Below are 19,233 nucleotides of genomic sequence, written 5' to 3' on the forward strand. Positions count from 1 at the left end.
AAAGCAGTACTGAGACCGGTTCGCAGTGTGGCGTCGGTCGTCAGTCGTCGGCCTGGGCGGTCGCCTCCGACTCCGCTTTCGCCTCGGCCGCCTCGAGGTCCTCCAGGTAGTCGTCGGCGTCGAGTGCCGCCTTCGAGCCGTCGCCGGCGGCGGTGACCGCCTGCTGGTAGTGGAAGTCGACGACGTCGCCGGCCGCGAAGATACCCTCGACGTCTGTGGCCGTCTGGCCGGCGCCCTTGCCGCCCTGCGCGACGATGTAGCCCGTCTCGTCGAGTTCGACGCCGGTGTCCTCGAGGTATTCGGTGTTGGGCGTGTGGCCGATGGCGACGAACACGGCGCCGACGTCCAGGTCGTACTGCTCGGTCTCGGGGTCGTCGAGCTTCTCCGAGGGGTAGCCCTCCGGGTTCTCGGCGAGGGTGACGTGGTCGACGCCCTCCTCGGCCGAGCCGTGGACCTCGAGCAGCTCCGTGTTGCGGAGGAGCTCGATCTCGTCCGCGTCGGCTTTCGCCTGGACCTTGTCGATCCAGTAGTCCTCGGCGCGGAAGTTCTCGCGCCGGTGGGCGACGTACACCTTGTTCGCGAACTTCGTGAGGAAGTGGGCTTCCTCCATCGCGGCGTCGCCGCCGCCGACGACGAGCATGTCCTCGCCGCGGAAGAACGCGCCGTCGCAGGTCGCACACGTCGAGACGCCGTAGCCCATCAGCTCGTCCTCGCCGGGGACGCCCAGCGTCCGTGCGCTGGCCCCGGAGGCGGCGATGAACGCGTCAGCCGTGTAGACGGTCCCATCGCGCAGCTCGACGCGGAACGGGCGTTCGCTGTCGTCGATGTCGGTGACGATGCCGTGGTCGATCTCGGTGCCGAACCGCTTGGCCTGTTCTTTCATCCGGTTGATGAGGTCCGGGCCAGACAGGCCCTCGGGGAACCCGGGATAGTTCTCGACTTCGCTGGTCAGGGTCAGCTGGCCGCCCGGCTCGTCGCCCTCGAGCACGAGCGGGTCGTTGTTGCTTCGCGCCGCGTAGATGGCAGCTGTCAGCCCCGCGATGCCCGACCCAGCGATGATGAGTCGTCGGTGTTCGACTTCCTCGGTCATAGAGGTCAGTACTGTCTACGCCGGTAATTATTTTGCGCTGTCCTGTCGGCACCGCACACGGCCGCCGACACGCTTAGGCGCCGTCGCCCGTTCGCTGTGGGTATGCCCGCCGACCTGGAGGAGAAGACCGACCGCTACGAGGGACTGCTCGCCGAGGCGCTCGACGCCGCCGACGTCGCGCCACCGGAGGGAACGCCGATGCACGACGCCGCCCTCGAGTGTGCGGAGATGGCGGCCTCGTATCTCGAGGACGGTCGCCACTTCCGGGCCGACGACGACCCGGTCAACGCGCTCGCCGCCTTCTCCTACGGCCACGCCTGGCTCGACGCCGGCGCACGCATCGGTCTGTTCGACGTGCCCACCGAGGGCCACCTGTTCACTGTCTGAGACGCCGGCGGGCCGTTCGCCCGGTTCGTCCGCTCCGGTCGGGACACGGCGGCGTCATCGGGGCGGTGCTCGTCGACACGCCCGCAGTCGTGCGGTTTGCTATCACGACCACCAAAGTTTATAACTCTTTCTCCCTAACTATAGGTAAGAAGCCAGCGGGGAGTACTTTTTACCATTACGCCCCCGGCAGGATGTGAGTTCCCCCATCATGAGTGAATCACCAGTACGCACCAACACGCAGGAAGAGCCCAAAGAACAGGAGGTCGAACGCAAAGAGACGGAGCGGATAGACGTCTGTCCGGAGTGTGGCGGCAACGTCCTCACAGACGCCGAGCACGGCGAGACGGTCTGCCAGGACTGCGGGCTCGTGGTCGAGGAAGACGAGATCGACCACGGGCCCGAGTGGCGCGCGTTCGACTCCGCGGAGAAGGACCGCAAGTCCCGCGTCGGCGCGCCGACGACGAACATGATGCACGACAAGGGGCTGTCGACCAACATCGGCTGGCAGAACAAGGACGCCTACGGGCGGTCGCTCTCCAGCGAGCAGCGCCAGAAGATGCAGCGCCTGCGCACCTGGAACGAGCGGTTCCGCACCCGCGACTCCAAGGAGCGCAACCTCAAGCAGGCCTTAGGCGAGATCGACCGCATGGCCTCCGCGCTGGGCCTGCCCCAGAGCGTCCGTGAGACCGCGAGCGTCATCTACCGCCGCGCGCTGAGCGAGGACCTGCTCCCCGGCCGGTCCATCGAGGGCGTCGCGACGTCGGCGCTGTACGCCTCGGCCCGCATGGCGAGCAACCCCCGCTCGCTCGACGAGATGGCCGTCGTCTCGCGCGTCGACAAGATGGAGCTGACCCGGACCTACCGCTACATCGTCCGGGAGCTGGGCCTCGAGGTCCAGCCCGCCGACCCGGAGCACTACCTGCCCCGGTTCATCTCCGAGCTCGACCTCAGCGACGAGTCCGAGCGCCAGGCGCGTGACCTCATCGAGAACGCGCGGGAGGCCGGCCTGCTCTCCGGGAAGTCGCCCGTCGGCCTGGCCGCCGCGGCCGTCTACGCCGCCGCCCTGCTGACAAACGAGAAGGTCACCCAGAGCGAGGTCAGCGAGGTGGCCAACATCTCCGAAGTCACCATCCGCAACCGGTACAAGGAGCTGCTCGAGGCCGAGAACGTCCCTGCGTAAGCATGCCTCGCTCGGCGCGTCCGCCCGCCGCAGCCCTCGTCGCGAGTCCCGGACGGCAAACCTTTATACGGCACCCAGTGTGTGTCATTATCAGACATGGAAGAAGCGTACGTACGACTGCTGTGCCCCGAGTGCAAGAAGGGCTGGGAGTCGACGCCCAGTCAGCTGCCGCCCCACACCACCACCTACCACTGTCCCAACTGCCACGCGAGTCGGCGGCTCGCGGAGTTTACGCGGACCGACCGCGACCTCCAGACCCTGAAGGGGTTACAGTAACTACTCGCCGGTCGACGTTCGCGCCCCGCAGGCTTCACATCGGAGAATTTCGGTGCCCTGCTCGCGCTCGAGCCGCGTGTCCGGCAGCCCACACTCCGAACACAGGACGTATCCCTGGAGGTACGTGACGATGGCCTCCTCCAGCCGGTCACTCCCGAACGATCCTGTCAGCCGCGCGCGCCCGCTCTCGTCGATGTGACCGCTTGTTCCCATCTCCATCTGAAGGTGTTTCATCACGTGTTCGGGATCCCTGTCGAGACGGTCACAGACCTGCTGGAAGTTCTCGAACACGGTGACCTTCCCCTCCTGGCGGACCTCCGGATCGGGCACCTCGAACCGGTCGTCCGTCCCGTCGATGTCCGGCGTCTCGTCGAGCGCCTTCTCGAGTGGTCCTCGTAGTCCATACGTAAGGTACGGTCGCTGGTGAAAAAAATTCTTCCAAACCGCGCGTGGCACATCACCGTGGGTCTCCGTACCACGCCGCTCAACCGACCGTAGCGGGGCTGAGTGTAACGATTGATAATTCTAGTAGTGTGTTAACCTTCGTCAGAGTAGTACTATAAACTTCCAGTCGTTAGAGTGGGGTGACCATGAAAAAGCAGGAGCTCATCCATCTTCACGGCCTGCTTGCGCAGGTACAGAACCACTACGAAGCAGAGACCGGATCCGACGTCGAACACGACGAGTACGCGACACTCGGCGTCAAGCCCACATCGATCCACAAGTCGAAGACGGACCACAAGGCCGCCGTTTTCGCCCTGGTCGACGGCATCACTTCGGAGATGACCGAGGACGCGAAAGAACCCGTTTCTGCCGCTGCGGACTGACTCCCTCTCTTTCCCCGCCCAAGAGATCTGTCTAGCGAGAGCCCTCTCTCCCGACCTGTGCCCGCTCGGGCCGTGTCTGACTCACTCGTCGATGAGTTCCTCGAATTCGGGCAGGACCTCGTCGGCCGACTCATTACCGGCGACATCGTCGGCTTTGACCGACGACTCCGCCTCGTCTGCCTCGACCTCGTCCGCTTCTGGTTCGTCGTCTTCCTCGACCTCGTCCGCTTCTGGTTCGTCGTCTTCCTCGACGATCTCCTCGATCTCGACGACGTCGAGCGGGATGCTCTCGAGTCGCTGGCCGATCTCCTTGCGCGCGATGCGGGCCGCGTGCTCGTCGCGTTCGACGTTGAACACCGTCATCTCCAGTTCGAGGGCGACCAGGCTCTCGTCGGCAGCGATGAACGCCGGTTCGAGCGAGTCGCCACAGTGTGGACAGTGGCGCTCGCTCATGTTTATCTCCACGTAGTTGAGATCCGGATTCAACATCTCGCCCGTCTTCGAGATGGCGATGCGGACCGCCTCGTCCGGATTCGAGACGTCGTAGACGGGCACGGCCGCCTCAACGACAACTCTACAGTCCATACAGGTATGTTTGTTGGCCTATATTATGAAGGTTGGCCCGCGTTCGCACACGACAGCCACGGGGCCTCTCAGCGGACCCGCCAGAGGTCGTCGCCGGGGAGGAACCGGCCGAGTTCGGCTTCCTGTCGGTAGTCCGTCCGGAGGAGTGCCTGCAGGCCCTCGACCAGTGCCGTCTCGTCCTCGTCGGTCCACTCGCCGGGGTCCTTGATGGGGAAGACGAGCCAGCCGCTCCCCTTGACTTCCGTGGCGTGGAGCGCGTCCATGTCCACGTCGTCGGCCGGTTCGGCGGTCATGTTCCTGAAGACGTGCGTCGTCGCCCGCTCGCCGACCGGGAGCAGGACGTGGGACGTGATGGCCCGGACCTCGGTATCGAACATCGGTTCGTGGTCCGCGTAGTCGTCCTCGGTCGGCGTCCGGTCGCCACAGAGAAACAGGTACGAGAGGTAGGTCTTCTCGACCGTCGGCGGCGTGCCAGCGGCCCGCAGGAGGCCGCCGGCAGCGAGCGCGCGCTGGAGGCGGTCGGCGGCGGGCGTCCCGGTGAACGGAATCCCCGTCTCGCTGCCGCCGTGGACCCCGGGGTGGTCGCCCACGACGTGGAAATCCGCGTTCGCGTCGCCGTAGCCCGGCACGAACGGCTCACACGGCGGCTGGAAGCCAAACGGGTTGTGCTGCGTTGCCGTGATGTTCTTCACGAGCGGTGACAGGGCAGGGCCGGGCAAAACTCCGACGGATTCCGTTCGGGTAACGCTTTTCTCGGATGCCCACCACGGGACCGGTATGTCCTGGTCCCGGAGCCGTGATGTCGCGTGACCCACGACGAACGCGTCGAGGACCTCCGCGAGCGGAAGGCGGAGGCGGAACGCGGCGGCGGCGAGGAACGCATCGAGGCCCAGCGCGAGAAGGGCAAACTCACCGCTCGCGAGCGCATCGACTACTTCCTCGACGACGACACCTTCGTCGAAATCGACGCGCTGCGCGAACACCGCTCGACGAACTTCGACATGGCCGAGAAACACGCCCCCGGCGACGGCGTCGTCGTCGGCTACGGCGAGGTCAACGGCGAGCGAGTCTACGTGTTCGCCCACGACTTCACCGTCTTCGGCGGGTCGCTGGGCGAGGCGTTCGCCCAGAAGGTCTGTAAGGTGATGGACAAAGCCATCGAGAACGGCGCGCCAATCATCGGCCTGAACGACTCGGCGGGGGCCCGCATCCAGGAAGGCATCGACTCGCTGGCGGGCTACGCCGACATCTTCCACCGCAACCAGCAGGCCAGCGGCGTCGTCCCCAGATCTCTGCCATCATGGGTCCGTGTGCCGGCGGCGCGGTCTACTCGCCAGCCATCACCGACTTCGTCTACATGGTCGAGGAGACCAGCCACATGTTCATCACCGGCCCCGACGTCATCGAGACGGTCACCGGCGAGGAGGTCGGCTTCGACGAACTCGGCGGGGCCGAGACCCACGCCAGCGAGTCCGGCGTCGCCCACTTCACCGCCGCCGACGAGAAGGCCGCGATGGACGAGATCCGCTATCTCCTCTCGTATCTCCCGCAGAACAACGTCCAGGACCCGCCGAGCGTCGAGCCCTGGGACGACCCGGAGCGGCGCGACGGGAGCCTCGTCGAGACGGTCCCGGAAGCCCCACAGAAGCCATACGACATCGTCGACGTCGTCGACGGCGTCGTCGACGAAGACTCCTTTTTCGAGGTGGCCGAAGCCTTCGCCCGGAACATCGTCACCGGCTTCGCCCGCCTGGACGGTCACAGCGTCGGCGTCGTCGGCAACCAGCCCCGTGTCAACGCCGGGACGCTCGACATCGACGCCTCCCGGAAGGGGGCCCGGTTCGTCCGTTTCTGTGATGCCTTCAACATCCCCATCCTGACGTTCGTCGACGTCCCCGGGTTCATGCCCGGGAAGGACCAGGAGCGAAACGCCATCATCAACCACGGTGCGAAACTCCTCTACGCCTACTCGGAGGCGACCGTCCCCCTGTTGACGGTCATCACGCGCAAGGCCTACGGCGGGGCCTACGACGTCATGGCCTCGAAGCACATCGGCGCTGACATGAACTACGCCTGGCCGACCGCCGAGATCGCCGTGATGGGGCCCAAGGGTGCGGTGAACGTCCTCTACGACGACGAACTGGCTGACGCCGACGACGTCGAGGCCCGCCGCCAGCAGCTCATCGACGAGTACCGCGACGCCTTCGCGAACCCTTACATCGCCGCCAGGCGCGGGTTCGTCGACGACGTCATCGAACCGCAGGACACCCGGCCGCGGCTCATCGAGGACCTGGACCTCCTGCGGGGGAAACGCAAGGACCAGCCCGACCGCAAACACGGGAACATCCCACTGTGACAATGGCGACAGAGACAGCGAACGCCCCTGTCGACGCCGACCTCGTCGAAACGATAGCAGATGCGCTCCCGGACGCCTCCCCGGACGAGGCGGCGGCCATCGCCGTCGCCATCGGCGCCCACGTGACCGACCAGCAGCGGGCCGCGGCCGCCGCTGCCGCCACGAGCGACGAACCGACCTGGGCGGGCAAGGAGTGGCTCTTCTCGAACCGGGTCAGGGACACCCAGAAGCGACACGTCGACGTCCCGGCCGACGCCCCGACGGACCCCTGGAGCGCCGCCGGGCGCGTCGACCGGATGTAACCGCCGACTCAGCGGCCCCGTTCTGCCAGTCGGTCCGCGAGCGCCATCGCTTCCGTGCGAACCGTGAGTTCGTCGAGCCACGTCTCCGGGAGGCTCTCCACGCCGAACCGGGCGCCGGCGACGGCCCCCGCGACGGCGCCGACAGTGTCGGTGTCGCCGCCGTTGTTGACCGCCGTGACGATCGCCTCCTCGGCCGACTGCGCCAGCAGGGCGTGCCCGACGCCGGCCTCGAGCGTGTCCACGACGTAGCCGGTCACGGGGAGCATCGTCGGGTCCGTGGCGGCCCTGGCCTCCAGCAGGGCGACGGCCACGTCGGTCGGGGCGTCCTCGTCCAGTCGGTCGAGCGTCGCCGACACGGGGTCGTCCGCTCCACGGAGATACCCGGCGACGACCAGGTTCAGGGCCGCACAGCCGTGGGTGCAGCGCGGGTCCCAGTGGGTCAGGCGCGAGGAGGTCATGCTCGATTCGATCAGCGTCGCCGGGTCGTCGGCGAAGCGTATCGCGAGCGGCGCACACCGCATCACGCTCCCGTTGCCGGCGTTGTGTCCCTCCGGGCTCTGTCGCCAGACGTGCTCTGCGGCCCGGTCCCACGGTTCCCCGGTCGCGACGCGAGCGAGGGCCCGCCTCGTCATTCCTCCAATTCCCGTCGGGTCGCCCTCGAACCACGCCGCGAAGCGCCGGGCGGCGTCGTCCGCGTCGAAGCCGTCGGACTCGACGATGCTTCGGGCCAGACACAGCGCAAGCTCGGTGTCGTCGGTCACCGCGCCCGCCGGCAGGCCGTGGGCCCCGCGGGCTTGCATCTCCGTCAGGCGCCCGTGTTCTCGGGCGATGCGTGACCGGGGCCACCCTTCGACCGGCCGGCCCAGCGCGTCGCCACAGGCCAGGCCCAGCAGCGTTCCGCGAGCGCGCGACGTTCTATCCATACTATCGCCTCTATACCAGAGACGAGGCAGCGGCGACATTACGTTTCCGCCTAGTTTTATGGGGTGAGTCTCGGTAAGGAGCCATATGTTCGATAAGGTACTCGTCGCTAACCGCGGGGAGATCGCGGTGCGGGTCATGCGGGCCTGTGTGGAGTTGGGAATCGGGACGGTCGCCGTCTACTCCGAGGCCGACAAGCACTCCGGCCACGTCAGGTTCGCCGACGAGGCGTACAACGTCGGCCCGGCACGCGCGGCGGACTCTTATCTGGACCAGGACGCCATCGTCGACGCCGCCAAGCAGGCCGGTGCCGACGCAATCCACCCTGGATACGGGTTCCTGGCGGAGAACGCCGACTTCGCCCGAAAGGTCGAGGCGACGGACGGCGTGACGTGGATCGGCCCGTCCGGCGACGCCATGGAGGCACTGGGCGAGAAGACGAAGGCCCGGAAGATCATGCAGGCTGCGGACGTCCCTATCGTCCCGGGGACGACAGACCCAGTCGACGACCCCACAGAGGTCGAGGCGTTCGGCGACGAACACGGGTTCCCGGTCGCGATCAAGGCCGAGGGCGGTGGCGGCGGCCGCGGTATGAAGATCGTCCAGGGCCCAGACGAGATCGAAGACCAGCTCGAATCCGCGAAACGCGAAGGCGAGGCCTACTTCTCGAACGACTCCGTCTATCTCGAACGCTTCCTGGAGAACCCGCGCCACATCGAGGTCCAGATCATCGCCGACCACGACGGCAACGTGCGCCACCTGGGCGAACGCGACTGCTCGCTCCAGCGCCGCCACCAGAAGGTCATCGAGGAGGGCCCCTCCCCGGCCCTGTCGGACGACCTCCGCGAGCAGATCGGCGAGGCCGCCCGCCGGGGCGTCCGCGAGGCCGACTACTACAACGCCGGAACTGTCGAATTCCTCGTCGAGGAGGACACCGACCGCGAACCCGGCGAGGTGCTTGGGCCCGACACGAACTTCTACTTCCTCGAGGTCAACACCCGCATCCAGGTCGAGCATTGTGTCACCGAGGAGATAACCGGTATCGACATCGTCAAGTGGCAGATCCGGGTCGCCCAGGGCGAGAATCTCTCTTTCGCCCAGGACGACGTCGCGGTCGACGGCCACGCGATGGAGTTCCGCATCAACGCCGAGAACGCCGCCAAGGACTTCGCGCCGGCAAACAGCGGCTCGCTTGAGACCTACGACCCGCCGGGGGGCATCGGCGTCCGGATGGACGACGCCCTCCGCCAGGGCGACGACCTCGTGACCGACTACGACTCGATGATCGCGAAACTCATCGTCCACGGGAGCGACCGTGACGAGGTCATCTCGCGCGGCCGCCGCGCGCTCAGCGAGTTCGAGGTCGAGGGCTTCCCGACGGTCATCCCCTTCCACCGCCTCATGCTCACCGACGACGAGTTCGTCGGCGGCACCCACACCACGAAGTACCTGGACAACACCCTGGAAGAACGCATCGAGGAGGCCCAGGAAAAATGGGGCCACGAGTCCGAGTCCGAACCCGACGACGAGGAGGTCGTCGAGCGCGAGTTCACCGTCGAGGTAAACGGCAAGCGCTTCGACGTCGAACTCGAGGAACGCGGGGCCCCGCCAATCAACGTCGGCGACGTCGACGCCGGCGGCGGCCAGCGCCCCGAACGCCCGGCCGGTGGCGGTGGTGGCGGCGGGTCCAGCGGCTCCAGCGCCGAGGGCGAGGAGGTCACCGCCGAGATGCAGGGGACCATCCTCGAGGTCAACGTCGAGGAGGGCGACGAGGTCGAGGCCGGCGACGTCCTCTGCGTGCTCGAGGCGATGAAGATGGAGAACGACATCGTCACCGAGCGCAGCGGCACCATCAACGAGGTGGCCATCGGCGAGGGCGAGTCCGTCGACATGGGCGACCTGCTGTTCGTCATCGGCTAACTTTTTGCGAGGGTGGTGTCCTCGCGACGCTGTCGCTGCGGGCACCCCCTCGCAGAAAGGTATGATAAAAAGCCGCGAGCGCCGGTCGGCGCTCGCGGTGAAACCGTGCCGAGCGAAGCGAGGCACGGTACGCTGCCGGCCTCCGGCCGCTTTTTATTACGTGGTCACTAACTGGGGGCATGAACGAGACGCGACACGCCGTGCTGGAGGCGCTGGCCGACGGGCCGGTCTCGGGGCCGGCAGTCGCCGAGAAACTGGGCGTCTCCCGCGCGGCGGTCTGGAAGCACGTCGAGGCGTTGCGCGAGAGCGGCTTCGAGGTCGAAAGCGCCGACGACGGGTACCGGCTGGCGGCGGTCCCGGAGTTCGGCGGCGCGGCGGTCGAGTACGGCCTCGACGCCCCCTTTGCGGTCGAGTATCACGACAGCATCCCGAGCACGAACGCTCGCGCGCGCGACCTGGCGGCCGAGGGGGAGCGCGACGTGGTGGTGCTGGCCGACGAACAGACCGGCGGCCGGGGGCGACTCGACCGCGCGTGGTCCTCGCCCAGTGGCGGCATCTGGCTCTCGATTCTGTTCCGACCGGACGTCCCGATGGCCCACGCACCGGTGTTCACCCTCGCGGCGGCCGTCGCGGTCACCCGCGCGGCCCGCGAGGCCGGCGTCGACGCCGGCATCAAGTGGCCCAACGACGTGCTCGTCGGCGACAGCAAGCTCGTCGGGATACTCACGGAGATGGAGGGCGAGGCCGACCGCATCTCCTGGGTCGTGGTCGGCGTCGGTATCAACGCGAACGTCGACCCGGCGGCGCTCCCCAGCGATGCCGCTCCGACGAGTCTCGAAGCGGAACTGGGGCATCCGGTCGACCGCCGGCGATTCACTCAGCGCGTCCTCGAGGAGTTCGACGACCTCCGGCAGTCGCCCGACGCCATTGTCGACGCCTGGCGAGGGTACGCGACGACGCTGGGACAACGGGTCCGCGTCGAGACGCCGGACGGGACCGTCGAGGGCGAGGCCGTCGACGTCACGTTCCCGGGGTCGCTCGTGGTCGAGACTGCGGACGGTCGGGTCACCGTCGCGGCCGGTGACTGCGACCACCTCCGACCGGCCTGACCGGACCGACGGACGCGGCTGACGCCCGCTAGTTGGTGGCCCTGACCGACGAGACCGGTTCCTCGCGCTGCTCGCCCCGCCTGACCGGCACCGTCACGACCGGCAGGTGTGACTGGCGGATGACGCGCTCGGCGACGCTGCCAAGCAGGAGCCTGTCGATGCCCGCGGCCGTGGGTCCCCATCACGATGACGTCACAGTCCGCCTCGTCGGCGTACCGGAGGATCTCCGTCGTCGGGTCGCCCTCGACCATGTGGCCCTCGACGTCGACGCCCCCCACGTCGTAGGCCTCCAGTTCGTCCAGCGCCAGCTCGCCTTCCTCCCTGAGCATCTGCGTGAGGCCCTCCCAGGAGTTACCGACCGGCAGCGACGCGAACCGGCCGGTGTCGACGACGTAGAGCCCCTGGACCGTGGCGCCGTGGGTTTTCGCCAGCGAGACGGCGTGTTCGATGACGTACTCCATCTCCTCGGAGCCGTCGGTCGGGAGCAGTATCCGGTCGTACATGCTCTAGTGTAGACCAGGTAACAGCATAGGTGTTTGGTGGCTGTTAGCACAGTCGCCTACGACTCGGGCAACACGACCCGCTTGACGTCGCTCGTCCCCGCGCGCCGGACGACGGCCCGGACGACGTTCTGTGCGCCGGCGAGGTTGTCGGACTCGCCGTCGAGCACTGTCAGTCGCGCCGGGCGCCCCGGCTCGACGACGCCACAGTCCAGTCCCGCGAGTTCGGCCCCGTTGACCGTCGCCATCGCCAGCACCTCGCGGGCGGGCAGGTCGTACAGCTTGGCGGTGAACTCCATCTCCCGGAACATCGACGGGCTGTTGAGGAAGACGTTGTCCGTCCCGAGTGCCACCGTCGTCCGCTCGTGGAGGTCCTCGACGGGTGGGAGACCCACGTCTGTGACGAGGTTCGAGCGGGGACAGACCGCCACCGGCACCTCGCTGTCGGCGACCCGCGTGAGGTGGAGGGGCTCGGCGTGGACCATGTGCACGAGGAAGTCGGGGTCCAGATCCAGTGCCGGGTTGATGTCGCTGCTGTCGACCTCGCCGGCGTGGATGCCGAACCGCTTGCCGGCGTCCCTCGTCGCCCGCCGTTCGTTGCCGAAGTCGGCGTCGTTGGCGCCGCTGGCGCCGAACCCGTCGGCGACGTCCAGCACGTCTACGGACTCACGACCGAGGACGACGCTCTCGAGACGCGAGTCCTCGAGCGCCGCCGAAAGCGCCAGGACACCCTCGACGCCCCCCTCGCGGAACTCGACGAACGCGCCGGTCCCGGACGCTTCCATGTACGCGAGACTGCGCGCCATCGCCCCCACCAGTTCGCTCCGGTCTGACTCCCGGAGTAGGCGGTGTTTCAGTCCGTCGGGCGGGGCGACCAGCTCTTCCAGGCTCAGTCCTTCGCCCGCCTCCTTCGCGATGGAGTCGCCGACGTGGGTGTGTGCGTTGACGAACGCCGGGAGGACGATGTCGTCACTGTAGACCTCGTCCTCCTCGAGTGCGACGATACGGCCGTCTTCGACGACGACCCGCCCCTCGACTGGGTCGAACGACCGGCCACGGAGGATAGTGCCTTCGAGTATCATAACTAGTGGTCCACCGTCGCTCAATTAAACTCGTCGAGGGTCGCGTGGATGCCCTGGCGGACGTCCCGGACGCGCGCGCCGTCCATGTCGAGACCGAGCTCGCGGACCGCGACCTCGCCGACCCGCTCGCTCTCGCCCTCGGGCGCGTAGACGCCGAGTCGCCACTGGTCGCGCTGGGCCGCCCGTATCGCGTTGACGAGCGTCGACTGCTCGCCGAGGCGACGGACCTCGCCGTTGATCAGGATTCGACTCGTCGACTCTTTCATCGCCGGCTCGGCGGGGACGTCGAGGATGACCGCGTCGGGATCGACGCTGGCGGCCTCCGCGATGGCGTGTTCCCGGGCGCGAACGTCCCGGTAGTCCGCAGTCAGCAGTTCGTCGGGGACCGCGGAGCGTTCGGCCCACACCGACCGCTTGTAGAGGTCGCGCTCGCCCAGGCGGCGCGCGTACTCCGCGGTCTCGTCACAGCGCCGGAGCCGAACCAGGAGGTCCTTGTCGTCCCAGCGCCGCAGGTCGTCGGCCGTCCAGTTGGTCGCCGCCAGCAGACGGTCCGTCGCGCGCCGGAGCGTCGACTTCGCGATGCGCGCGACGTGGTGCTGGTAGACGGTGGGATTCATGAGCGCGCGTGCGAGCAACAGCGACTCTGCGGTCTGGACGTTCCCCTCGTCGAGCACCAGTTCCCCGTCGACGAAGCGCAGTTCGCGGATGAGCCGCTCGTGGTCGATAGTCCCGTACGGGACGCCCGTGTGGTGGGCGTCGCGCACGAGGTAGTCCATCCGGTCGACGTCGAGTTCCCCGGAGACCAGCTGGCCGAGTTCGCCGTCGCCGGCGACCAGGTCCGCGACCCGGTCCGGGTTGAGGCCGTGGTCGGTCAGGACGCGGGCGACGGCCCCGCGGTCCAGCAGCGCGTGGACGTCGTCGTGGTACTTCCCGGTCTCGCGGTGGACCACGGCCTCGACGTTGTGGCTGTACGGCGAGTGGCCGACGTCGTGAAGTAACGCCGCCGCACGGACGCGTTCGGCCTGCTGGCCCTCGATGCCCAGTTCGGAGAGGGCCCGGTCGGCGAGGTGGTAGACCCCAAGCGAGTGCTCGAACCGCGTGTGGTTCGCCGACGGGTAGACGAGCGTCACCGTCCCCAGCTGTGCGATGTGGCGCAACCGCTGGACGGGCGGCGTCTCCAGGAGGTCCTCGGCGACGCCCTCGACCGCGATGTGGTCGTGGACGCTGTCCTTGATGGTGGTCATCTGGTCGTGCTACGGTGGCCGGTTTCTAAACGGTACTGACAGCTACAGTCGCGCCACCGACTCGAGCAGGGCCGTGAGGTCCCCGGGATTGGCGTTGCCGGCCTCGATGGCGTCGCTTGGCTCGCGGCCCATCTCCCTGACCGTCTCGACGGCGCGGTCCGGGCCGTAGTCGCGGTCGTAGACGAGCCACGCGGCCAGGGTCTGCCCGGTCCGACCGATGCCGGCCAGGGAGTGGACGACCGTGCGCTCCTCGGCGTCTCTCGCGTCCGCGAGGAAGGGGAGAATCTCCCCGTGAAGTCGTGCCTCGGACACGAGATGGTGGTCCGGGACCGGCGCGTGGCACACCCGCGACTCGCCGAAGGCCGACTGGTACCGGTCGACGTTCAGGCCGGAGGCGTCCAGTTGCCGGCCAGGGAGGAGACAGCAGACGCGCTCGACGCCCTGGTCTTGCACGTAGTCGAGCCAGTCGTCCAGTGCCGCCTCGTGGCCGGCGGCCGTGTGCCAGCCGGGTGCACAGGCGCCGAAGACGTCGGTCTCGTCGGGCGCGGCGGGTGCGAATCGGTGTGGGTTCAGGCGCTGCATGACAGCGATTATACAACAGCTGCCGGTCCACCGACTTGAACCTGTTCGCTCGGTTCTCATGTCTGATTCTCCAGTGTCGCGTCGCGTCCGGACGCGACTCCCGGACAGGGCCACGTTTATACAATCGGTTCCCCCACGTCGGCGTATGGTGACGTTCCTCGCCGGCGGGACGGGCACGCCGAAACTCCTCGCCGGCGCCGACGACGTGTTCCCGCCCGCCGAGACGACGGTGGTCGCCAACACCGGCGACGACGTCGAGCTGGGCGGCCACCTCGTCTGCCCGGACCTGGACACGGTCCTCTTTCTGGAGGGCGGCGTCCTCGACCGGAAGACGTGGTGGGGCATCGACGACGACACGGCCGAGACACACGACGAACTCCACCGGCTCGCCGACGCCGCAGACCTGCCCGGGGGGCCACAGTACCTCCCCGACGAGCGACAGACCGACGGTCGCGACATCGCCGCCTGGCGCCGGTTCTCCGGCGTCGCCGAGTTCATGCACATCGGCGACCGCGACCGCGCGGTCCACGTGACCCGCACCTCCCTGGTCGATGCGGGCCATTCACTGACCGAGGCCACGCGACACCTCGCCGACGCCTTCGGCCTCGAGCGGACGCTCCTGCCGATGAGCGACGACCCCGTCGCGACTATCGTCCACACCGACGAGGGCCCGATGCACTTCCAGGAGTGGTGGGTCGGCCACGGCGGCGACCCACCGGTTCGTGATGTCGAGTTCAGAGGTGCAGCGACGGCCGCACCGACCGACGCGGTCCGGACCGCCCTCGATGCACCCGTCGTCGTCGGCCCGTCGAACCCGGTCACTTCGCTCGGGCCGATGGTCGCCGTCGACGGCATCGAGCGCACGCTCGCCGATACGCCGGTCGTGGCCGTCTCGCCGTTCGTCGAGGACGAGGTCTTCTCCGGGCCGGCCGCCGAGCTGATGGCCGGGACCGGCCTGGAACCGAGCACGGCGGGCGTCGCCGAGGCGTATCCCTTCGCCGACGCGTTCGTGCTCGACCAGGCCGACGGGACGGACCTGGACCGCCCGGTCGTCCGGACCGACACGACGCTGGACACCGACGCCGACGCCGCACGCGTGGCCCGAGCCGTCGAGACGGCGCTCGCGGAGGTGACCTGATGTTCCGCCCCCGCCTCGCGCTGGCGAGTCTCAGCGGCGAGGCCGACGCCGACTGGGCCCGCGACGGGGCCGAACACGCCGGCTGTGCGTTCCTCGGGGGCATCTCGCTGGACGAGCCGACGCGCGAGGCCGCCCGTCGACTCGTCGACCGGGACCGATCGGAATTCCTCCCGACTGACCCCGTCGCCTTCCTGGACGCCCAGCTCGGGGCGCTCGCCGACGTCCAGATTCGCCCGGGGTGCAACGTCCGGAGCACGTCGCTGGAGGCGACCGAACGCGCCGCCCGAGTGTGTGCCGACCACGGCGCGATTCTCGAAGTGAACGCGCACTGCCGGCAGGACGAGATGTGTGCCGCCGGCGCGGGAGAAGCGCTGTTGTGTCGCCCCGAGCGCCTGGCCGCCCACGTTCGCACGGCCAGCGAGACGGGGGCTGCCGTCTCGGTGAAGGTCCGGGCCGAAGTCGGCGGCGTCGACCTCCCGGCCGTTGCGGCGACCATCGACGACGCAGGGGCCGACGCCATCCACGTCGACGCGATGGATTCTGAGCCGGTCGTGGCCGACGTGGCCGACGCCGCCTCGCTGTTCGTCGTCGCCAACAACGGCGTCCGTGGGCGGCGCTCCGCGCGAGAGTACTTCGAGTACGGCGCCGACGCGGTCAGCGTCGGCCGGGCGAGCGACGACCCAGCGGTCCTCCAGGCGGTCGGGGCCGCGGCCGACCAGTGGGTCGGCCGGGAGGTCACCCGGTGATGGCCCGGGACGTCGCCCAGAACGCCGAGCTGGCGCTCCTGCTCGAGGTCACCGGGACGCCCAAGCCGGGCAACGTCGACCGCGAGCGCGAGTACGACGACCTCCGGTTCGAACACTTCCTGGCCGGTGCGGTGGGGGCACGGCCGGGCCTCGAACTCGCGGCGGACGGCGAGCGGGTCGGCCACGCCTTCGAGCGGGCCGTCGCCGGGATGGCCGAGCAGTCGGCCGGCAACACGCAGTTCGGCGCACTGCTCGTGCTGGCGCCGCTGGTCGCCGCCGCGAGCGAGGACGCACTCTCGCCGGCAGGTGCCGACGCCGCGGTCAGGGCGACGACGGTGGCCGACGCGGCGGACTTCTACCGGGCGTTCGAGCACGTCGACGTCGCCGTCGAGGACCCGCCCGCGGGGCTGGAACCGCTCGACGTCCGGCGCGGGAGCGACGCGGTTCCCGCGCTCGAGGCACGCGGCTTCACGCTGTTCGACGTGATGGAGCGCAGCGCCGCGGTCGACGGCGTCGCCGCCGAGTGGGTCGGGGAGTTCGAACGGGTGTTCGACGCGGCCGCGTCGATCCTCGACGGCGACGGACCGGTCCCGGACCGCGCCGCTCGCGCCTTCCTGGAACTGCTCGCCGCGGAACCCGACACCTTCGTCGTCAAACGCCAGGACCGGGCGACGGCCGAGGAGGTACAGCGCCGCGCGCAGGCGGTCCTCGACGGCGACGAGGACGCGACCGACCTGGCCGAGGAGTTCGTCGCGCGCGACGTCAACCCGGGGACGACGGCCGACCTGGTCGCCGGGGCGCTGTTCGTCGCGCTCGAACGGGGGCTGGTCGTGTGAGCGACGAGCAGCCCGACGACGCCAGCGACGAGGGATCGTGGCCGGTCGACCTGGCCGGCGTCACCGAGTCCGTCGTGACGACTCTGGGCCCGAACGACCACTGGAACGTCGCGGCGCTCGGCGTGCACGAACCCGGCGACGACGGCGTGGCGACGGCGACGACCTGGGGCCGGACCCGGACCTGGCGGAACTTCTCGGAGCGCGGCGGGGGCTACGTGCAGTTCTCCCGGGACCCGGTCGACTTCGTGGAGGCCGCGCTGTCCGTGCGCGAGGAGGCGGACCCGGTCCTCGACAGCGCGGACGCGTGGACTCGAGTGACGGTCACCGAGCGCGACGCCGGGACCGACGCGGGCACGCAGTGGGTGACGTGGGCGCTTCGGCCCGCCGAGTCCACGGTCCGCCGTCGCGTCGTGCCGACGACGAACCGCGGGCACGCGGCCGTCGTCGAGGCGACGGTGGCGGCGTCGCGACTCGACGTCCAGGCCTACGACCGCGAGACGCTGCTGGACCGGTTGCGGTACTTCGAGTCCGTGGTCGAGACCGCCGGCAGCGAGCGAGAGCGGGCCGCCTTCCGGCGGCTCGAGACGCTCGTCGACGCGGAGTGGTAGCGAACAGGCGACACGACCGGTGGGCGACGTGCTGTGTCAGCCGACCGCGGGACACGCCGCCTCGGGAGGTCAGGACATAGCCCGGGCTTGCCCGGTTGCAGTCTTGAATGTTCGCCCGTTCGGGCGGGGAACCGTAACGGGTTCCAGACCGCGAACTGGCGTCGGAAGACGTTTCGAACCCTTTTTGAGTGCCACCAGGCAAGAAACGCGCATGGCAATCAAACCCGCCTACGTCAAGAAGACAGGGCGACTGCTGATGGAACGGTACCCGGACGCCTTCGGCGCCGACTTCGAGCACAACAAGGACGTCGTCGAGGAGCTGACCAACATCGAGTCCAAGGGCGTCCGCAACCGGATCGCTGGCTACGTCACCCGCAAGCAGAACGCCGCCGTCGAAGCGTAACCCGTCTCTTCTCCGCGACTCGCGCCCCGGTAGTCACTGCTCCGTTTCGGCCGCGGCCTGGGCCGCCTCGGACTGGGTTCGCCGGTGGACGATGCCCTGCATGTTGGCGACGCGGCCGGCGATGTCGCGGAACGCGCCGCCGGTCTCGCTGTCCTCGTCGAGGACGATGGGTTGGCCCGTCGCCGCCCTCGCGCACGGACGGGTCCAGGGGCACCTCGCCGAGGAAGGGCATGTCGGTCTCAGCGGCGAACTCGCGGCCGCCGCCGCTCCCGAAGATGTCGTGGTCGCCCCCACAGTCCGGGCAGACGAACGTCGACATGTTCTCGACGATGCCGAGCACGGGCGTCTCGTGGCGGCCGAACATCCGCAGGCCCTTGCGGGCGTCGTCCAGCGCCACCTCCTGTGGCGTCGTGACGATGACCGCACCCGAGACGGGGACGCGCTGGAGCATCGTCAGTTGCGTGTCGCCGGTGCCCGGCGGCAGATCGACGATCATGTAGTCCAAGTGCCCCCAGCGCACGTCGTTCCACAACTGGGTGAGTACGTTGTCGACCATCGGGCCACGGAAGATGACCGGGTCGTCCTTCCCGACGAGGAAGTCCATGCTCATCAGCCGGAGGCCGTGTTTCTCGACGGGGAGTATCTCCTCGTCCTCGGTGGCCCGGGGTGACTCGTCGGCGCCGAGCATCCGCGGGACGTTCGGCCCGTAGACGTCGGCGTCGAAGAGGCCGACGCGCGCGCCCAGCTGCGAGAGGCCGGCCGCGAGGTTGACGGCGACGGTGGACTTCCCGACGCCGCCCTTCCCGGAGGCGACGGCGATGACGTTCTTGACCGTCGGGAGGGGGTCGCCCTCCTCCGGGACGCCCCGGTCGACGCTCGCCGAGAGGTCGACCGCCCGGTCGAGGTCGGAAAGCGCCTCGCGGACCTCGCTGGCGATGGCGGTCTCGGTCGGGGAGTAGGGCGCCCCCAGCGCGAGGTCGATCCGGACCTCGTCGTCGGTGACGTCGATGCTGTTTACCAGTCCCATGGTGACGATGTCGTCCCCGAGGTCCGGGTCGTCCACGGTGCGGAGTCGCTCGCGGACGTCGTCTTCGTTCATGTATCCGGGTAGGCCACGGAGGTGCGATAAGGATTGTGACAC

19 protein-coding genes and 4 pseudogenes are annotated in these 19,233 nt (G+C 68.7%); 13 read left to right on the forward strand and 10 right to left on the reverse strand.

Annotation, left to right across the window (positions count from 1 at the left end):
* Nucleotides 1-40: 40 nt before the first annotated feature.
* Nucleotides 41-1,090: an NAD(P)/FAD-dependent oxidoreductase gene (locus P1N55_RS00225; protein WP_276277044.1), complete on the reverse strand. Its 1,050-nt coding sequence runs from the start codon at nt 1,088-1,090 to the stop codon at nt 41-43.
* 102 nt (nt 1,091-1,192) lie between these two features.
* On the opposite strand from P1N55_RS00225, the gene P1N55_RS00230 reads away from it, so the two are divergent.
* The 3 genes from P1N55_RS00230 (at nt 1,193) to P1N55_RS00240 (ending at nt 2,933) form a co-directional block, all read left to right on the forward strand.
* Nucleotides 1,193-1,477, forward strand: a complete 285-nt coding sequence (locus tag P1N55_RS00230; protein WP_276277045.1) for a DUF357 domain-containing protein — start codon at nt 1,193-1,195, stop codon at nt 1,475-1,477.
* A gap of 208 nt (nt 1,478-1,685) precedes the next feature.
* On the forward strand, nt 1,686-2,657 hold the full coding sequence (locus tag P1N55_RS00235) for a transcription initiation factor IIB (RefSeq protein ID WP_276277046.1): 972 nt from the start codon (nt 1,686-1,688) through the stop codon (nt 2,655-2,657).
* Between the two features lie 96 nt (nt 2,658-2,753).
* Nucleotides 2,754-2,933 carry a DUF7836 family putative zinc-binding protein gene (locus tag P1N55_RS00240; RefSeq protein WP_276277047.1) on the forward strand — a complete coding sequence of 60 codons (180 nt, stop codon included), beginning with the start codon at nt 2,754-2,756 and terminating at the stop codon, nt 2,931-2,933.
* Here the strand turns inward: P1N55_RS00240 and P1N55_RS00245 are convergent.
* A pseudogene (locus P1N55_RS00245) lies at nt 2,934-3,337 on the reverse strand (translation initiation factor IF-2 subunit beta).
* 186 nt (nt 3,338-3,523) lie between these two features.
* Between P1N55_RS00245 and P1N55_RS00250 the strand changes: the two are divergent.
* Entirely contained in the window at nt 3,524-3,760 is a 237-nt protein-coding gene (locus tag P1N55_RS00250; protein WP_276277048.1) for a UPF0058 family protein, read from the forward strand.
* Between the two features lie 81 nt (nt 3,761-3,841).
* Here the strand turns inward: P1N55_RS00250 and P1N55_RS00255 are convergent, their stop codons facing one another.
* Nucleotides 3,842-4,345, reverse strand: a complete 504-nt coding sequence (locus tag P1N55_RS00255) for a DUF555 domain-containing protein (RefSeq protein ID WP_276277049.1) — start codon at nt 4,343-4,345, stop codon at nt 3,842-3,844.
* 68 nt (nt 4,346-4,413) lie between these two features.
* Nucleotides 4,414-5,037, reverse strand: a complete 624-nt coding sequence (locus P1N55_RS00260) for a uracil-DNA glycosylase family protein (protein ID WP_276277050.1) — start codon at nt 5,035-5,037, stop codon at nt 4,414-4,416.
* Between the two features lie 114 nt (nt 5,038-5,151).
* On the opposite strand from P1N55_RS00260, the pseudogene P1N55_RS00265 reads away from it, so the two are divergent.
* Together P1N55_RS00265 and P1N55_RS00270 are read left to right on the forward strand one after the other, a co-directional pair.
* Nucleotides 5,152-6,701, forward strand: a pseudogene (locus tag P1N55_RS00265) (acyl-CoA carboxylase subunit beta).
* Between the two features lie 2 nt (nt 6,702-6,703).
* Nucleotides 6,704-7,003: an acc operon protein gene (locus tag P1N55_RS00270; protein WP_276277051.1), complete on the forward strand. Its 300-nt coding sequence runs from the start codon at nt 6,704-6,706 to the stop codon at nt 7,001-7,003.
* 8 nt (nt 7,004-7,011) lie between these two features.
* Here the strand turns inward: P1N55_RS00270 and P1N55_RS00275 are convergent, their stop codons facing one another.
* Nucleotides 7,012-7,926, reverse strand: a complete 915-nt coding sequence (locus P1N55_RS00275) for an ADP-ribosylglycohydrolase family protein (protein ID WP_276277052.1) — start codon at nt 7,924-7,926, stop codon at nt 7,012-7,014.
* Nucleotides 7,927-8,011: 85 nt separating this feature from the next.
* Here P1N55_RS00275 and P1N55_RS00280 point away from each other — a divergent pair, with 85 nt between their 5' ends.
* Nucleotides 8,012-9,844 (forward strand): acetyl-CoA carboxylase biotin carboxylase subunit, encoded by a 1,833-nt coding sequence (locus P1N55_RS00280; protein WP_276277053.1) that lies wholly within the window; start codon nt 8,012-8,014, stop codon nt 9,842-9,844.
* Between the two features lie 179 nt (nt 9,845-10,023).
* On the forward strand, nt 10,024-10,953 hold the full coding sequence (locus tag P1N55_RS00285; protein ID WP_276277054.1) for a biotin--[acetyl-CoA-carboxylase] ligase: 930 nt from the start codon (nt 10,024-10,026) through the stop codon (nt 10,951-10,953).
* 28 nt (nt 10,954-10,981) lie between these two features.
* On the opposite strand, the pseudogene P1N55_RS00290 reads toward P1N55_RS00285, so the two are convergent.
* The 4 genes and pseudogenes from P1N55_RS00290 to P1N55_RS00305 form a co-directional block, all read right to left on the reverse strand.
* Nucleotides 10,982-11,456: pseudogene (locus P1N55_RS00290) on the reverse strand (universal stress protein).
* A 56-nt stretch (nt 11,457-11,512) separates the two neighbouring features.
* The gene (locus P1N55_RS00295) at nt 11,513-12,535 is read right to left on the reverse strand and encodes an amidohydrolase family protein (protein ID WP_276277055.1); all 1,023 of its coding nucleotides are present in this window, start codon (nt 12,533-12,535) and stop codon (nt 11,513-11,515) included.
* A gap of 20 nt (nt 12,536-12,555) precedes the next feature.
* On the reverse strand, nt 12,556-13,779 hold the full coding sequence (locus P1N55_RS00300) for an HD domain-containing protein (RefSeq protein WP_276277056.1): 1,224 nt from the start codon (nt 13,777-13,779) through the stop codon (nt 12,556-12,558).
* Between the two features lie 42 nt (nt 13,780-13,821).
* Nucleotides 13,822-14,361 (reverse strand): protein-tyrosine phosphatase family protein, encoded by a 540-nt coding sequence (locus tag P1N55_RS00305; RefSeq protein ID WP_276277057.1) that lies wholly within the window; start codon nt 14,359-14,361, stop codon nt 13,822-13,824.
* Between the two features lie 145 nt (nt 14,362-14,506).
* Here P1N55_RS00305 and cofD point away from each other — a divergent pair, with 145 nt between their 5' ends.
* The 5 genes from cofD (at nt 14,507) to P1N55_RS00330 (ending at nt 18,092) form a co-directional block, all read left to right on the forward strand.
* The gene (gene cofD, locus P1N55_RS00310) at nt 14,507-15,499 is read left to right on the forward strand and encodes a 2-phospho-L-lactate transferase (RefSeq protein ID WP_276277058.1); all 993 of its coding nucleotides are present in this window, start codon (nt 14,507-14,509) and stop codon (nt 15,497-15,499) included.
* Complete coding sequence (locus tag P1N55_RS00315; protein WP_276277059.1) at nt 15,499-16,245, forward strand: tRNA-dihydrouridine synthase; 747 nt, start codon at nt 15,499-15,501, stop codon at nt 16,243-16,245. The genes cofD and P1N55_RS00315 overlap by 1 nt, the downstream gene beginning before the upstream one ends.
* Nucleotides 16,245-17,081 (forward strand): triphosphoribosyl-dephospho-CoA synthase, encoded by an 837-nt coding sequence (locus P1N55_RS00320; protein ID WP_276277060.1) that lies wholly within the window; start codon nt 16,245-16,247, stop codon nt 17,079-17,081. Before P1N55_RS00315 ends, P1N55_RS00320 begins: the two co-directional genes overlap by 1 nt.
* Nucleotides 17,078-17,689, forward strand: coding sequence for a DUF447 domain-containing protein (locus P1N55_RS00325; RefSeq protein ID WP_276277061.1), 612 nt, complete (start codon nt 17,078-17,080; stop codon nt 17,687-17,689). Before P1N55_RS00320 ends, P1N55_RS00325 begins: the two co-directional genes overlap by 4 nt.
* A gap of 211 nt (nt 17,690-17,900) precedes the next feature.
* Complete coding sequence (locus tag P1N55_RS00330) at nt 17,901-18,092, forward strand: 30S ribosomal protein S17e (protein WP_276277062.1); 192 nt, start codon at nt 17,901-17,903, stop codon at nt 18,090-18,092.
* A 33-nt stretch (nt 18,093-18,125) separates the two neighbouring features.
* On the opposite strand, the pseudogene P1N55_RS00335 reads toward P1N55_RS00330, so the two are convergent.
* Nucleotides 18,126-19,191 (reverse strand): annotated as a pseudogene (locus tag P1N55_RS00335) (Mrp/NBP35 family ATP-binding protein).
* Nucleotides 19,192-19,233: the final 42 nt, after the last annotated feature.

Origin of the sequence: Haloarcula regularis (genome assembly GCF_029338315.1) — an archaeon.
Lineage (GTDB): Archaea > Halobacteriota > Halobacteria > Halobacteriales > Haloarculaceae > Haloarcula > Haloarcula regularis.